Origin of the sequence: Sandaracinobacter neustonicus, assembly GCF_006385875.1 — a bacterium.
Lineage (GTDB): Bacteria > Pseudomonadota > Alphaproteobacteria > Sphingomonadales > Sphingomonadaceae > Sandaracinobacteroides > Sandaracinobacteroides neustonicus.
In genome coordinates this window covers 1-13,910 of sequence record NZ_VFSU01000014.1, presented here as the reverse complement: position 1 = coordinate 13,910, position 13,910 = coordinate 1, and the positions used below count along the sequence as shown (strand labels likewise).

Sequence of the window (13,910 nt, the reverse complement as noted above, 5' to 3'; positions counted from 1 at the left end):
GCCGACCCGTCACCGGCGCAGATCCTCGATGCCGAGTTCCTGCCAGATCCAGGTGAAATCGTAGGTCGCCATCGGATCATTGGTGTCGGCCTGCCGCCCGCTGAGATTTTCGAGATGCTTGAGCCATGTGGCGAGCCGGTCACGTCCGGCCTTGCTGCGGGCGCATTGACGCGGCGTCTTGTCATCGAGCATCGGGACGGGCTCGTCGAGGAGGGCCCGGTACTGACGATCGAGCATGCCATGGACCAGTGGAGTGGCGACTTCGACTGGAATGTCCGGTGCCGGCTCCGATGTGGTTCGCCCCTCCTGCCGCGCGGCCATGGCCTGTTCGATCGTCTCGATCTCGGTCAGAGGTGTGGCGACCAGGCCCCCAAGAGCCTGGTCGACGAGCGCGATCCCTCGTTCCGCACGTTCGGCCGAGGTGACGGCCAGGATGAGGGCACGGCCCTTGAGTTCGAGATTGCCGAGCACCGGCGTGCCGTCGGCCATCGATACGCCCCACGCCATCTGGCCGGTGCCCTTCTTGTCTGGGACCGGCTTCGCTCCGAGCCAGTTCCAGAAGTGGGAGGTTTCCCGCTGCAAGGCTGGCACCGTATCGAGGCGCTCTCCGATGAGAGCTTGCGTCGTACCTCGCGCGAGCGGGAAACGGACGCGATGAAAGATGACCTCTTCGCCGTCGGCATTGTGCAGTGTGGGAATGGTCGTGGGTTCCAGAGCCTTGGGCAGGATATCGAACAGCCAGACCATCGAAATGAGCGGGGACAGGTCGCGCAGCTGATCATCACCAATGGCGAGTTTCGCGTGTGGCCCGCGCTTGCCTTGCCCCAGGCGCAATGCCTCGAGAAGGGAATTGGTGGCTTCCGCAGTGAAGGACAGCAGACCGCCAGCCAGTATCATGTGCCCACTCACCGGAATGATACGCGCACCGATCCTGTCCCATGGCCCCAGCGTCTTCGAGGCGGTGCGCTCGCGGACTTGAACCGGCTCGCCGCCCCGGATCAGATCGCGCGCGAGGAAGCCGACGCCAGGCTCGATCGCGCTGACTTCGTAGACGCTCATGACGGAGGTGCGCAGCGCGCGCATGTAGATCTTGTTGGGGCCGCCCTCGTTCCATCCGCGGCGCTTGAGGTACTCGTCCACGAGGTTGCGACCATCCGGCTCGAAGACGCGGGTCGCCAGATCCTCGAACGCACAGCCCCACAGGGTCATGGCCCAGTGCTCGCCGATGATGTCGGGCAATTCGTCGGAATCAATGTCGAACTGCGTCAGTGCCGTCCCCAGATGATCGTCGAGCGCATCGTGCAGATCGTCGGCCCATTCGGGCCGTGTCGCGAACTTCATCAGCCCGGTCAGGTCATGGCCGCGTTTCATGCCGGTAGCTCCATGGTCTGCCGGTGCGCGGCGACGATGCGCGAAACGGTCGGTTCGCTGACATGGTAGAGCCGCGCCATTTCGGCGCCTGACTTTCGCCCGGAGATGACGGACTCCGCGATCTCGCTCCGTTGCTTGTCGCCGAGCTTGCGTCGGCGCCCGCCAATGCGCCCCTCGGCCCGCGCCTGGGCGAGACCGGCGCTGGTGCGCTCGCGGATCATCGCGCGTTCGAACTCGGCGAAGCTCCCCACCATCTGCATCATCATGCGGCCTGCGGCCGTCGTGGTGTCGATCGCCTCGGTCAACGAACGGAAACCTGCGCCTGCCGTCTCGATCCGTTCCATGATGTGCAGCAGGTCCTTGAGGCTGCGCGACAGCCGGTCCAGTTTCCACACGACAACGACGTCATCGTCCCGCAGCTGCCCGATCATCTCCAGCAGCTTCGGCCGGTCCCAGCGCCCGCCACTGGCGGTCTCCTCGAACACCCGCTTGCAACCAACCGCGTCGAGCGCCCGGCGCTGTGCAGCATTCGACTGCTCGTCGCCTTTCGACACGCGGGCATAGCCGATCAGATAGGGTACCCTGGTCAAATCCCGCCTTTCATAAACGACCGTATCCGGAGGTCTTCACGGCACGAACGGATTCTCGCGCCCTTCCGTCTTTCACAATCCTCTTTCAGAATTGTATTGAAAGGCAAGCGGTTTTTGGAGGTTCGCAAGTGCCCGGACGCATTCCGATGACGACGCGGCAGCGCGCCGCCCTGCTGGCGTTGCCCGAAGACGAGGCGGTGATCGTGAAGCACCATAGCCTGTCCGACGATGACATGGCCGCAGTCGGAACCGCGCGAACCCCTGCAACCCGGCTCGGCTATGCCCTGCAGCTTTGCTGCCTGCGGTATCCGGGCCGGCATCTGCGTCATGGCGAACTGCTGCCAGCACTCATGCTCGACCATATTGCCGAACAGGTCGGAGTGGATGCGGGCGTCATCGCTGATTTCGCGAGACGCATGCCCACACGCTACGATCAACTCGCCGCGATCAAGACGCGGTTTGGCTTCAGCGACCTGAGCCGGAGGCGCCGTGCGGAATTGATGATGTGGCTGAAAGGTGAGGCTGCGACCACCATCGACGGGCGCGAACTGCTGGACCGGTTCCTGGACGAGATGCGCGCCCGCCGCATCGTCATTCCCGGTATCAGCGTCGTGGAACGCATGACGGCCGAGGCGATGCATCATGCTGAAACGGACATCGTGGCCGCAGTCGACGGCAGCCTCGCACCCGAAATCCGTCAGCATCTCGACATGCTCATCGATGACAAGGTCCATGACCGGCAAAGCCGACTGTCCTGGCTGCGTGAACCGGAACCGCGTGTAACAGCCGGCTCGCTCATAGAAATCATCGAAAAGGTCGTCATGATCCGCAGGACCGGTGTGTCGGCATTGTCGATCGATCCCCGCGCCACACCGCGCCTGGCGCAATTTGCCCGGGAAGGCGTTCGTTATACAGCGCAGGCTTTCCAGCAGATGCGTCCCGCCCGCAGGCGAGTGGTGCTTCTCGCGACGCTGCGTGAGTTGGAAGCAACGCTCACCGATACCGCGATCGATATGTTTGGCGCGCTGGTCGGGCGCTCTCATCTCCGTGCCCGCAAACGGCTCGAGCAGCGGGTGGCCGTTTCCGGTCGCGAAGGGCGCGAACGGTTGCTGCGCATCGCCAGGATTCTGGAAGCAATGAGCCAAGCGAAACGAACTGGCGGCGATATCGCCGCGGCGGTCAGCGCCGTGGCATCCTTCGATACGATCGACGCGGACGCCGCGATCATCCGACGCACCGCCACACCGCACAGGGATGAGGTTCTGGATGAGATTGCGGCCGAATACCGCACTTTCAAGCGGACGGGGCCGCTGTTCGTGCGTGCTTTCGATTTCCAGGGCCGAGCGGGCGTGCAGGAGTTGCGCGAGGCGATGGCCATCCTTGCCGATCTCGACGGAGACTGGCGTAAGCCGTTGCCTGCCGGCGTACCGCTCGGTCACATCGAACGACGCTGGCGCCGGTATGTCATGACGCCCGGCGGGATCGATCGCGCCCATTGGGAGTTGGCGACCTACAGCGCCCTCGCCAACGCCCTGGCGTCGGGTGGGATGTGGGTGCCGACAGCCCGCATCCATCGCTCGCTCGGCGTGCTGCTCGCCCCGTCAGCTGCCAATGCCGTGCCGAAACAGGAATTCTCGCTCGGCGATCCGCATGCCTGGCTCGAGGAGAGAGCGGCACGGCTCGACGACACCCTGCGCGATGTCGCCAGCAATCTCGACAAGCGCGACCCCGCGCTCTTCGCCGGAGAACGGCTGCGGTTTCCGAAAGAGCCGGCCAAAGAGGCCGGCGAGGACGAAGGCCGGCAACTCGCGCTCGCCTGTTACGGTATGGTGCCCGCGACCCGGATCACCGACGTATTGTCACAGGTCGAGCGCTGGACCGGGTTCATCTCGCACTTCGGTCATGTCTCGACGGGCCTGCCGCCCTCCGACGAACATGCCTTCCTCGCCACACTGATCGCCGAGGCAACGAACCTCGGCCTGTCCCGCATGGCGGAAGTCTGCGGCGTGGCTTCCCGGCGCGTCCTCTTGCGCATGCAGACGTGGCATATGCGCGAAGAGACGTTCCGCGCCGCGCTCGCCTGCCTGACCGACGCCATCCATGTCGAGCCGCTCGCCGCCTGGTTCGGGCCAGGGCATCGTGCCTCGGCCGACGGCCAGGCTTATTATCTCGGTGGGCCTGGTGAAGCCGGCGGGACGATCAACGCGCATTACGGGCGCGACCCGGTGGTCAAGATCTACACCACTATCACCGACCGATATGCGCCACTCCATCAGACGGTGATCGCTGGCACGGCAGGCGAGGCCATCCACGCGCTCGACGGCATTCTCGGCCACGACAGCAGCGCCGACCTCACCGCCTTGCACACCGATGGAGGAGGAGTATCCGATATCGTGTTCGCCGTCATGCACCTGCTCGGTTTAGACTTCGAGCCCCGCATTCCACGCCTGTCGGACCGGCGGCTCTATGGTTTCGAGCCGGCACGGCGTTATGGCCGGCTCGCGCCCCTGTTCGGGCGCCGCCTCAGCCGTGACCTGATCATCAGCCACTGGGAAGAGATCACCGAGGTGATAGGAGCGATGCGAGACCGCACCGTTACACCATCGCTGATCCTGAAGAAGCTGTCCGCTTACCGGCAACAGAACAGTCTCGCGGCCGCGCTCCGCGAGGTCGGACGGATCGAGCGCACGTTGTTCACGCTGCGATGGTTTGAAGACCGTGATCTTCGCCGCACCGTCACCGCCGAATTGAACAAGGGCGAGGCACGCAACAGCCTGGCCCGGGCCGTCGCCTTCCATCGCCTCGGTCGCTTCCGTGACCGAGGCCTGGAGAACCAGCAGACCCGTGCGGCTGCCCTCAACCTCGTCACCGCCGCCATCATCCTGTTCAACTGCCGCTATCTCGGTCGCGCCATCGGTGAATTGCGACGCCGGGGTAGGGCGATCGACCCGGCCATGTTGTCCCGAATGTCGCCACTGGGATGGGACCGGATCAATCTCACCGGCGATTACATCTGGTCCGACCGCCTCGACCTCGATGCCGAAGGCCTCATGCCCCTGCTCATCAAACCGTGAATCTGTGTCCGAATAATGTACAGGGGCCTACCAGGTTGCACGCCCGGCGCTCGCTCAACCCGTGATGCTCACGAGCATGGGCGACCGCATCCCGCTTGGCGCCGGGCGTCACCATTTTTTGATGCCAGATCGTTGGCTACGCCGCCCTTCGGGTCAGCACCACATTGTCGAGCATCGCCTCGGCCAGCAGCTTCTTCAGCCGGTTGTTCTCCTCCTCGAGCGTGCTCAGGCGCCGGGCCTCGGACACCTCCAGCCCGCCATACTTCGACTTCCACTTGTAGAACGTCGCCGAGCTGATCCCGTGGCGGCGGCACACATCCGCTGTCGCCATCCCGGCCTCCCGCTCCTTCAACATCGCGATGATCTGCTCTTCGCTGAACCTGCTGCGCTTCATCTGCGTCCGACTCCTTCGCGTCGGACTCTACTCAAAATCGGTCACACTTCAGGGGAGCACGTCATCGTCAGCCCCCCATGTGACCGACCGATCGCCGGCATCCCCGGAAATCGTCCGTAGAGGCATTCAGGAGCGCTCTGACGTTGATCCCGCGGGGGTTTGCCGCATTTGAGACCTGAACCGCCCTGGGATTGTCGGAGGCCCCAACTCCTGAGAGTGAGGGTCTACGATGATCAAGACGACGAACAAGTTTGCACCGGAGGTTCGTGAGCGGGCGGTCCGCATGGTGCTGGACCACGAAGGCGACCATCCGTCTCGCTGGGCGGCGATCACATCCATCGCCGAGAAGATCGGCTGTTCGGGGCACACGCTACTGGAGTGGGTGAAGAAGGCCGAGGTGAACAGCGGCAAACGAGCCGGCGTGCCCACCGATGTGGCCGACAAGCTCAAGGCGCTGGAGCGCGAGAACCGCGAGCTGCGCCAGGCCAACGAGATCCTGCGCAAGGCATCGGCATATTTTGCCCAGGCGGAGCTCGACCGCCCGTTCAAGCGATGATCGCGTTCATCGACGAGCATCGCGGTGACTATGGGGTCGAGCCGATCTGCCGGGTTCTGCCGATCGCCCCATCCACCTACCATGAACACCTGGCGCAGCGGCGCGATCCCTCGCGGCTATCGTCGCGTGCTCAGCGTGATCAGATGTTGAAGCCGGAGGTGATACGCGTCTTCGCCGAGAACTTCGGCGTCTACGGCGTACGGAAGGTGTGGCGACAGATGCGGCGCGAAGGCTTCGATACAGCCCGATGCACGGTGGAGCGGCTGATGTGCGATCTTGGCTTGCAGGGCGTGATCCGCGGTAAGCCGGTGCGCACGACGATCAGCGACAAGGCCGCGCATTGCCCGCTCGACCAGGTGAACCGGCAGTTCCATGCGCCGGCGCCGAACATGTTGTGGGTCTCGGACTTCACCTACGTCGCAACGTGGTCGGGGTTCGTCTACGTGGCCTTCGTGATCGACGTCTATGCGCGCTATATCGTGGGCTGGCGAGTGAGCAGGACGGCGCATGCCAGCTTCGTGCTGGATGCCCTCGAGCAGGCGATCCATGATCGGCGGCCCGCCCATCGCGGCGGCCTGATCCACCACAGCGACCGTGGCAGCCAATATGTCTCGATCAAGTATACCGAGCGCCTTGCCGAAGCTGGGATCGACCATCGGTGGGCAGCGTTGGCGACAGCTACGACAACGCTTTGGCCGAGACGATCAACGGCCTTTACAAGGCCGAGGTGATCCGCCGGCGAGGGCCGTGGCGATCCTTCGAGGCCGTTGAATACGCCACGCTCGAATGGGTGGACTGGTTCAACAACCGCCGGCTCCTCGCGCCTATTGGCAACATACCACCTGCCGAAGCGGAGGAGCGCTACTACGACATGCTGGACGATACCCCCATCGCCGCATAATTTAAGCCGAATGGCCTCCGGCAATCCCGGGGCGGTTCAACCCTTTGAAGCGTAGCGGCCATGTGAGGCAGGCCGAGCCCCCTGCCCTGCCCGCGCTTCGAGATAGCCGGCGACGATATCGGGCATCGCCGACAGTAGGCTATCCATCCTAATTCCATATGAAGAACATCATGCTGGTTAGAATGGTTACATAGGGAATCTTAGAAAGGTTAGGCGCCTGCCCCCGTCGAGTTTTGCTGTGGGAAAAGCACACTGATTTTGCGCATCTTTGTTCCCGTTGTGCCGATCATATGTTCCGGAAATGTCGTGCCTTTTGTTCCTGATATGTCGTTGGCGTGTTCCTGATATGTCGATTCCGGCCTCCAAGTTGTTCCCGATGTGTCGATCTGTTGGTAATCATGCTCTTTAGGGGGCCTCGGTTGAATCAGTTCCGAGTCAAAGCGCCAAGAAGTCGTTCAATCCTTGCACATCAATCCTGAGCTTCGTGAGCAAACCTGTTTCCAGACGACACTTCGAGAACGCTTGCGACCAGTTTCGCCGGTGCTGCCCAGCGGGCCGGTAGCCACCCCGTTGGGGAAGCGAATATCGTAATCCGGGCGGTGCTTAATAGCTCCCGCGGAGCTCGTGGCGGTGCTTGGCGTGGTGCCGCCTCACCCACCCAATGAACGCCTTTTGCCAGTTGGCAGGCGTTCGATCATCTGAACCGGCAACCCAACCTTCAAACTCCGCGTGAAGTACATCGAGATCCCAGCCAGGACATTCGCTTCGCAGCAGGGATGCGGTTTCTGCAGAGATAAAACCCCGGTTAGCACTGTCGCTTAGCCCTGATATGGTTTTGCGTATCAGGTTGGACGCATCCAGCATGACCTCATTCCCACGCTCGGAATGCCGAGCCTGTTTGGTTTGCGGTGGAAGAGAGCTTGTTTGTTCCAAGACCTTTGACTCTGGTTTCCTCGAGGAAACTGTCTGCTCGCCAGTCTGAGGCCCTTCATCTCCACCGACGCCACCCCCGTGCGAAGCTTTCCCATCGTTGCGCCGCATTCGGAGCAACGGCTCTCCCGCCCTTGTGGCCGGCTCAATCGCCAAGTCATAGCCTGGCAACGCATTGCGTTCAGCCAGCTTGATCAGCTCAAACTTGAAGCGTCGGTATTCGCCTTCCGCACCGGACTTTTCAAACAGCACGGGTAAGGAAATAGCGAACCCCCCCTCCCCTGCCCCGCCGGCGTGCTTTCTTGCCACCTTGTAGAGCCAGCGTTCCCGGCCGCCTGAAATATCAAAATAGGCCCGGTCAATCGAAAGCACGCCGCCTTTCATCAGCACGCCCTCATAGAACCAATTGGAGAGTTCGAGCGTCATTCCTCGCGAGCGCTCTGTCCGCTCATCAACCAGCTGAGTCCAACCATCCAGCCAACTGAACGTTGCCTCTCTGCGGCTTTCTGCGCGGATGTTGGTCTTTATTGTTGTGGCAACGAGCCTGTCGAGCGATTGCCCGAGCAGCTCATAGGCCCGGCCGGTCGTTGGGCGTCCGATGGCCCGCAGCAAGTCATATGGCATCAGGTGAAGCTTGCGTGGGATGTCGTTGCGACCACGCCTTGCCATGTCTGCCAGAACGCTGGCGCAGTAGATCAGGATATCGGCATCCCAAATGGTCGCCATGCCGTATTCGGGACTGGCAGAGACATGGACCCACAACTTTCCGTCCGGGCTCGTGTAGTCGATCGGCTTAACGCGTTTGGACTTTGCCAAACTGAAGAACGGCCGTTCCATCATCTCCCGCTGATCGCGCAGATTGAGATCCGCGATATACGGCAGGAACATATCGAACTGCTCGCCGACGCTCTGGCGAAGTGCCTTGGTCACGAAAAGTTTCCCGCAGGAAACTCACGTCCGTTGGAGGACAGGAAGAGGGCAGGGGAGGGCATCAGGCGACAGACACTCCTCTCGATCGAAGCTTCTCCAGAACCTCCCGGACGGCTGCGCCGATCTGTTCGTCACTCGCGCCGCTGGCCGCAGGCAAGTGAATCGTAATTCCCTGCCGGTTGACCGACTTTACCGACAGGATTGCGCGACCATGGCTTCCGGCAACCTCGAAAAACACCTGTTTCGCCTCAACAGGTGGCGTATGTTGTGCGGCCAATAGGCGAGCGAGGACCATGGAGCCGGGAAGGGCAGGGGAACCGCAGATGGCAGCCTCACGATTCTCTTGTACAATCCGACCTGCCTCATCGCCAATCGCGTTTGCACGACTGACATCCTCCAATGCCCCGGCAAGTTGATAAGCGGGATTGAGCGAAAGCTGATGAAGGTCTGCGAACGCTGCGAGCACCTCATCTGGAACGGTTGCCGCCTTCAACATCTTTGAAAGCCAGCCCTTTGAGACCTTCAGCCGCTCGGCCATGCGAATGGCCTTGCCGCCATAGTGCCGATCCAGCGCAGCCGCATAGTTGCGAGCCCGCTCTATGTCGCTGATATCCCGCCGGGCACGATTCTCGATATCCGCAAGCCGAAAGGCGGCCTCATCGTCCAACTCTGCCACGTGGGCCAGAAGCTTCATTTCGGGGTAACTATTTTGCCGAAGCCAGCGAATTGCGAAGTGGCGTCTGGTTCCCGCAACGAGCTCATAGTCGAATTCCGGATCGCCTGTGATACGACGGACAACTGTCGGCACTTTCTGTCCGCCCTCGGCAATCAGTGAATCAATCAGATCGCGGCACGAGTCTTCACTCAAGCCCGCCTGAAGCCGGGCATTCCCCGGCCAAATTCGTACGCGGTCGGGATCCAGCAAGAGCTGGGTTACTTGGCGGACATCCCCGCTCGCTACTCGGGAAAGCGCAGTCTCCCGGCTAAGCAGTGAAAGCCCTGTGCGCTGTGGTGCCGACGCCGAGGTTTTGCCAGCAGCGTCAGAGTCGATTGACTCAACAACATCTAGCAGCGGGGCAGGGGAGGGGGATGACCCTGCCCCGGGATCGGACAACAGGCCTGCCAGATAGTCACTCTGTTTGCGTGCCATCAGCGGCCCTTCCGTTCCCGAAGTGTCGATGCCGACATGCACGGCAGATTGATGCTATGCAGCATTGAATATCTCGTGGGCGCTCGCTGGTGCAGTGACACCCCAACCACGCCTCACCAAGGCTTCCACCTGAGCCATGGCGGCGTCCAGGTTTGCGCGACACCGTTTGTGTGTCCGGGGCGTACCTACGGGCTTCTCCAGTTCATAGACCGTCATCATCCGCAATGCGGCATGGCTGATCTCGGCGCTTTCCAGGATCGGTACCGGCAGAAGGGCAGGGCCGAAGGTCTGCTCCATGATCTGAACCACCATAGCGTGGCTGGGATCGTTGGAATCAAACTTTGAACACAGCAGGCGCACAAAATCGTAATCAACCGCAATGCCCGCCGAGAGGAGTTGCTCCGAGACCTGATTCATCATCGAAAGAAACTGAACGGTCGAGCAGAAGTCCGGTGTCGTCGCTGCGAGCGGAACGATCAAGGCGTTGGCCGCTTGCATCACAGCCAAGCTTATCGTACCAAGGGCAGGGGGGGGATCGAGGATCACGACATCGTAATTTCGGGCGAGGTCGAATAAACCCTGCTTCAGCTTTCGAAAGCGCGATGCAAGAACGCTGTTCCCGTCAGCACCAGATGCAGCCAGCTCATATTCCACGTCAAACAGCTCAAGATTTGACGGAATAAGGTCGACATTTGGCCAAGGTGTCTTCTGGACAGCATACAGCAGATCAGTCTGCGTCGGATCGATGGAAAGATACGGATATAGCGTCTGTTCGCGCGCTATATTGAAATGTGGATTAAAGCCGAACAACGTCGTTGTGGTCGCCTGACTATCGCAATCTACCACAAGCACCCGATAGCCTTGAACACCAAAATAGTGCGCAAGATGGGTGGTGACTGTCGATTTGCCGACTCCGCCCTTAAAATTCTGAACCGCAATGATTGCCGGACGATCGAGCGGAGCACGAGCGGGCGATGCGCCCAGCACCTCGCGCATCTTGAGGAGATCCTCGATCGTATAGCCTGGCCGTCGACCATTATCCGTGGCCGGAGGGGAGGGGAGGCGGCCGTCCTCCTCCGCCATGCGGATGCGATTGGTCGAGCAACCCATCAACGCCGCAGCTTCGGCAATACCAAACCGTAAATTCAACCCCTTGCGGCTCTCAGGTAGAAACGCTTGGCGGCGCAGCCGCTCGATCATCCGCTCGCCGGCTTCAGCCAGATCGGAGATCCGTTCGACTTCTGAATTCACTGTGCCGCCAATCCAACGGTTTGAACCTTTTTATATCTATATCTCCTCGAGATGGTTCAGTCCATCGAAACCATTGGCCAACAATTTGCCGGGAAACGGTGCACGTTGGAACTGTGGCCGTCTATTTGAATAACCGATTGATATCGCATCCGGCGATACATTTGGCGGTGGTCTGTCCCCAAGCCTATCCGTGCCAGACGCCCCGGCGAATTGCAGCTGAGCGGTATCCCGCGTCCCGAGATCATTCGGCAGTCAATTCTTGGACGTTATCGCTGCCGTGGATCTCGCGGACGAGCAGCGTGGAAGCCTCAACACCCAGCCCTCCCGCGATGCGTGCGATGTTATCGAGCGATATATTCTGCTCCGAACGCTCGACCGCCGACAGGTAGGTGCGGTTCAGACCAGATTCGAACGCCAACCGCTCCTGAGATAATCCGCGTTCAGCCCGAAGTCGGCGCATATTCCGCGCCAGCACGTCCCTGAGTTCGCTTTTCGGGGTTCGCTTCACCCCCCGATATTTTCGGCTTGCCGTTTATAACGCGACCTGTTTTAAGATACATTCGTTATGGCAAACGGCTTCTACGAATGCGCCCTCTCGAGCCTGGTCGGACTTAGTCCATCCGTTTCGACCGAGCTCTATATGCATGTGCATTTGTTCATGGAGAAAATGATCGAGGAGACCGGCGCAACGCGTATGCAGATTGCCAAGGTTGCGATGGTAATGGCCTCACTGGACGAAGACGATGATGATCTCCAATTCAGCCGCCTTGCATCCGCTTTGAATGATGGGTTGGCCCATTTGGCGGCCGAGGAGATTTTTGCGAAGAAATATCCGGATTACACGCATCCGCGAATGACCAATTGGAGGCGTAGCAACGTCGAGACGTAGCAGCTGGTCGACATTTTCATGTTGGCCGGGTGGCCATCACGCATGTCCAGTGTCCATCCGCCTAAAGGTGGCGGGGCCCTCTGCGATGCAGGTTTCTGAATGCCCGGCCGGGCCGACTGCGCATACAAACGGAGACAGGTGATGGCCCGACATATGGAAAACCCGCTTGCGTATCCGGCGGCAAAGGCCTGCCACAGCTTCCATCCAAGCAAAATGTTGGCTGTCGTTGGCATGCTGGCTATCTTCGCCGTCCAGAATCCGGCCATCGCGCAGGATCGCAACCAGTCCAACGAACTCTATCACATCTTCGACCTGAAGACGGCCGCTCCCAAGCGGGACATGATCGCCGCTGCCGGCACCGGGCTGAAGCGCAACACCAGTGACGCGCAGACGATGACGCCCATCGTCATGGGCACGCCGCCCGAAACACCCGGCCGCTTTACCATCCGCAACCCGCTGGAAGGCGGCGCCAGCATGGGCGGGATTGCCGCGATGATCCCCGCCTCGCAACTGGCGCAGTTCAAGCAGGCCTCCTGCGATGGCGCAGTCTGGATCGCGAATGCGCTGCGCAAGGTCCGGGGTTCGCAGACCCTGCGTCTGACGCTGTGCCTGTTCCCCTATCAGCAGGGCTATCAGTTGAACGTCTACGGGATCGACGTGAAGGAGCAAGGCGGCGGGATTTCCGCGCGGCTTGGCCGGGCCTTGGCCGAGCAGGTGGTCGGAAAGCCCGACGGGTGGACGGAGAAGACCATCCTCGACGTCGTCCGGGAGATTCGGGCCAAGACCGGGGCAACGGTCAGCTATGTCGAGGGGCAGCCCGAGATCGCCGGTACGCCGTGGGAAGTGCCTGCGGCGGGCGTCGGCGGAGAAGGTGCGAAATGAAAAGGCCGATGACGGGGATCGCCAACAAGCACGAACCCGCTTCGCGGGAGGTGTGCGTGGTGTGAGGTAGCGTTGTAATCTTGGGCTTTGGGTGGTGCGGAGTCGCTCTGCGAGCATGGAGTTTCCTTCGATGAGAGGAACTTGCCATGGACAGCGTTACAACATCTGCTCCGATCAGCCCGCTTCGCCGGCGGATGCAGCACTGTCCGCCGTCAGCACCAATGGCACAGATTTGAGGTTGTGATTTAAGGAGGGTTGGGGCTTCGTCGTAGTGACGAAGGAACGAAGATGAAGGCCCAACCCTCCTTGAAAAAATCGCCGACCAAGGCCCCTGCTGAGCGGGTGGTGAAGGACATTCGGCGGCAGACGCGTCGCCATTTCTCGGCGGAGGACAAGATCCGCATCGTGCTCGATGGGCTACGCGGCGAGGACAGCATTGCCGAGCTGTGCCGCAAGGAAGGCATCGCGCAGAGCCTGTACTACACCTGGTCGAAGGAGTTCATGGAAACTGGCAAGCGCCGCCTGGCCGGCGACACCGCTCGTGCCGCGACCACCGGCGGGGTGCAGGACCTGCGCCGCGAGGCCCGCGCCTTGAAGGAATGCGTGGCCGACCTGACACTCGAAAACCGTCTGCTGAAAAAAAGCATGATCGCGGATGGGGGCGACGACGAATGAGGTATCCCGCATCCGAAAAACTCGAGATCATCCGGATCGTCGAGCAGTCGCACCTGCCCGCCAAACGCACGCTGGACAAGCTCGGTATCGCCCGCCGGACGTTCTATCGCTGGTATGACCGCTACCTTGAAGGTGGGCCGGAGGCGCTGGAAGATCGGCCATCGGCTCCAGGCAGGGTGTGGAACCGCATCGGCGGCGACATCCAAGACCAGATCGTCGAAATGGCGCTGGAAGAGACTGACCTGAGCCCTCGCGAACTGGCAGTGCGCTTCACCGACGAGAAGCGCTACTTCGTATCGGAAGCCACGGTTTACCGC

At 61.2% G+C, this 13,910-nt stretch carries 9 protein-coding genes, 3 pseudogenes and 1 other annotated feature; of the genes and pseudogenes, 5 read left to right on the top strand and 7 right to left on the bottom strand.

All coding sequences use genetic code 11. The features are described 5' to 3' along the window. Positions 1–9 precede the first annotated feature (9 nt). Both FJQ54_RS04505 and FJQ54_RS04500 read right to left on the bottom strand, forming a co-directional pair. Positions 10–1,371 (bottom strand): hypothetical protein, encoded by a 1,362-nt coding sequence (locus tag FJQ54_RS04505; protein WP_021318850.1) that lies wholly within the window; start codon positions 1,369–1,371, stop codon positions 10–12. Continuing rightward, positions 1,368–1,961: a recombinase family protein gene (locus FJQ54_RS04500; protein WP_021318851.1), complete on the bottom strand. Its 594-nt coding sequence runs from the start codon at positions 1,959–1,961 to the stop codon at positions 1,368–1,370. The genes FJQ54_RS04505 and FJQ54_RS04500 overlap by 4 nt, the downstream gene beginning before the upstream one ends. Positions 1,962–2,107: 146 nt before the next feature. On the opposite strand from FJQ54_RS04500, the gene FJQ54_RS04495 reads away from it, so the two are divergent. Further along, on the top strand, positions 2,108–5,035 hold the full coding sequence (locus FJQ54_RS04495) for a Tn3 family transposase (protein WP_140927236.1): 2,928 nt from the start codon (positions 2,108–2,110) through the stop codon (positions 5,033–5,035). 25 nt (positions 5,036–5,060) lie between these two features. Here FJQ54_RS04495 and FJQ54_RS04490 read toward each other — a convergent pair. Next, positions 5,061–5,429, bottom strand: a pseudogene (locus FJQ54_RS04490) (transposase); the annotation flags it as partial. A 229-nt stretch (positions 5,430–5,658) separates the two neighbouring features. On the opposite strand from FJQ54_RS04490, the pseudogene FJQ54_RS04485 reads away from it, so the two are divergent. After that, a pseudogene (locus tag FJQ54_RS04485) lies at positions 5,659–6,886 on the top strand (IS3 family transposase). Further along, positions 5,940–6,056 (top strand) — a sequence feature (AL1L pseudoknot). It overlaps the preceding pseudogene by 117 nt. Positions 6,887–7,489: 603 nt before the next feature. On the opposite strand, the gene FJQ54_RS04480 reads toward FJQ54_RS04485, so the two are convergent. From FJQ54_RS04480 to FJQ54_RS04465, 4 genes are all read right to left on the bottom strand, one after another. Beyond that, entirely contained in the window at positions 7,490–8,704 is a 1,215-nt protein-coding gene (locus tag FJQ54_RS04480) for a replication initiator protein A (RefSeq protein WP_140927252.1), read from the bottom strand. A 103-nt stretch (positions 8,705–8,807) separates the two neighbouring features. Next, positions 8,808–9,896, bottom strand: a complete 1,089-nt coding sequence (locus tag FJQ54_RS04475) for a ParB/RepB/Spo0J family partition protein (protein ID WP_140927235.1) — start codon at positions 9,894–9,896, stop codon at positions 8,808–8,810. Between the two features lie 54 nt (positions 9,897–9,950). After that, positions 9,951–11,147, bottom strand: coding sequence for an AAA family ATPase (locus FJQ54_RS04470; protein WP_140927234.1), 1,197 nt, complete (start codon positions 11,145–11,147; stop codon positions 9,951–9,953). Positions 11,148–11,388: 241 nt separating this feature from the next. After that, a complete protein-coding gene (locus FJQ54_RS04465) occupies positions 11,389–11,655 on the bottom strand; it encodes a helix-turn-helix domain-containing protein (RefSeq protein ID WP_181159977.1) in 267 nt (88 codons plus the stop codon). 150 nt (positions 11,656–11,805) lie between these two features. Here FJQ54_RS04465 and FJQ54_RS04460 point away from each other — a divergent pair, with 150 nt between their 5' ends. The 3 genes and pseudogenes from FJQ54_RS04460 to FJQ54_RS04450 form a co-directional block, all read left to right on the top strand. After that, complete coding sequence (locus tag FJQ54_RS04460; protein WP_140927233.1) at positions 11,806–12,036, top strand: hypothetical protein; 231 nt, start codon at positions 11,806–11,808, stop codon at positions 12,034–12,036. Between the two features lie 213 nt (positions 12,037–12,249). Continuing rightward, the gene (locus FJQ54_RS04455; protein ID WP_140927232.1) at positions 12,250–12,918 is read left to right on the top strand and encodes a hypothetical protein; all 669 of its coding nucleotides are present in this window, start codon (positions 12,250–12,252) and stop codon (positions 12,916–12,918) included. Positions 12,919–13,206: 288 nt separating this feature from the next. Further along, positions 13,207–13,910, top strand: a pseudogene (locus FJQ54_RS04450) (helix-turn-helix domain-containing protein); the annotation flags it as partial.

What these genes read in the sequence shown, in the direction of transcription:
- FJQ54_RS04505 (WP_021318850.1), bottom strand. Translation starts at nt 1,371, where the DNA reads ATGAAACGCGGCCATGACCTGACCGGGCTGATGAAGTTCGCGACACGG.
- FJQ54_RS04495 (WP_140927236.1), top strand. Translation starts at nt 2,108, where the DNA reads ATGACGACGCGGCAGCGCGCCGCCCTGCTGGCGTTGCCCGAAGACGAG.
- FJQ54_RS04480 (WP_140927252.1), bottom strand. Translation starts at nt 8,704, where the DNA reads ATGTTCCTGCCGTATATCGCGGATCTCAATCTGCGCGATCAGCGGGAG.
- FJQ54_RS04475 (WP_140927235.1), bottom strand. Translation starts at nt 9,896, where the DNA reads ATGGCACGCAAACAGAGTGACTATCTGGCAGGCCTGTTGTCCGATCCC.
- FJQ54_RS04460 (WP_140927233.1), top strand. Translation starts at nt 11,806, where the DNA reads ATGGAGAAAATGATCGAGGAGACCGGCGCAACGCGTATGCAGATTGCC.
- FJQ54_RS04455 (WP_140927232.1), top strand. Translation starts at nt 12,250, where the DNA reads ATGTTGGCTGTCGTTGGCATGCTGGCTATCTTCGCCGTCCAGAATCCG.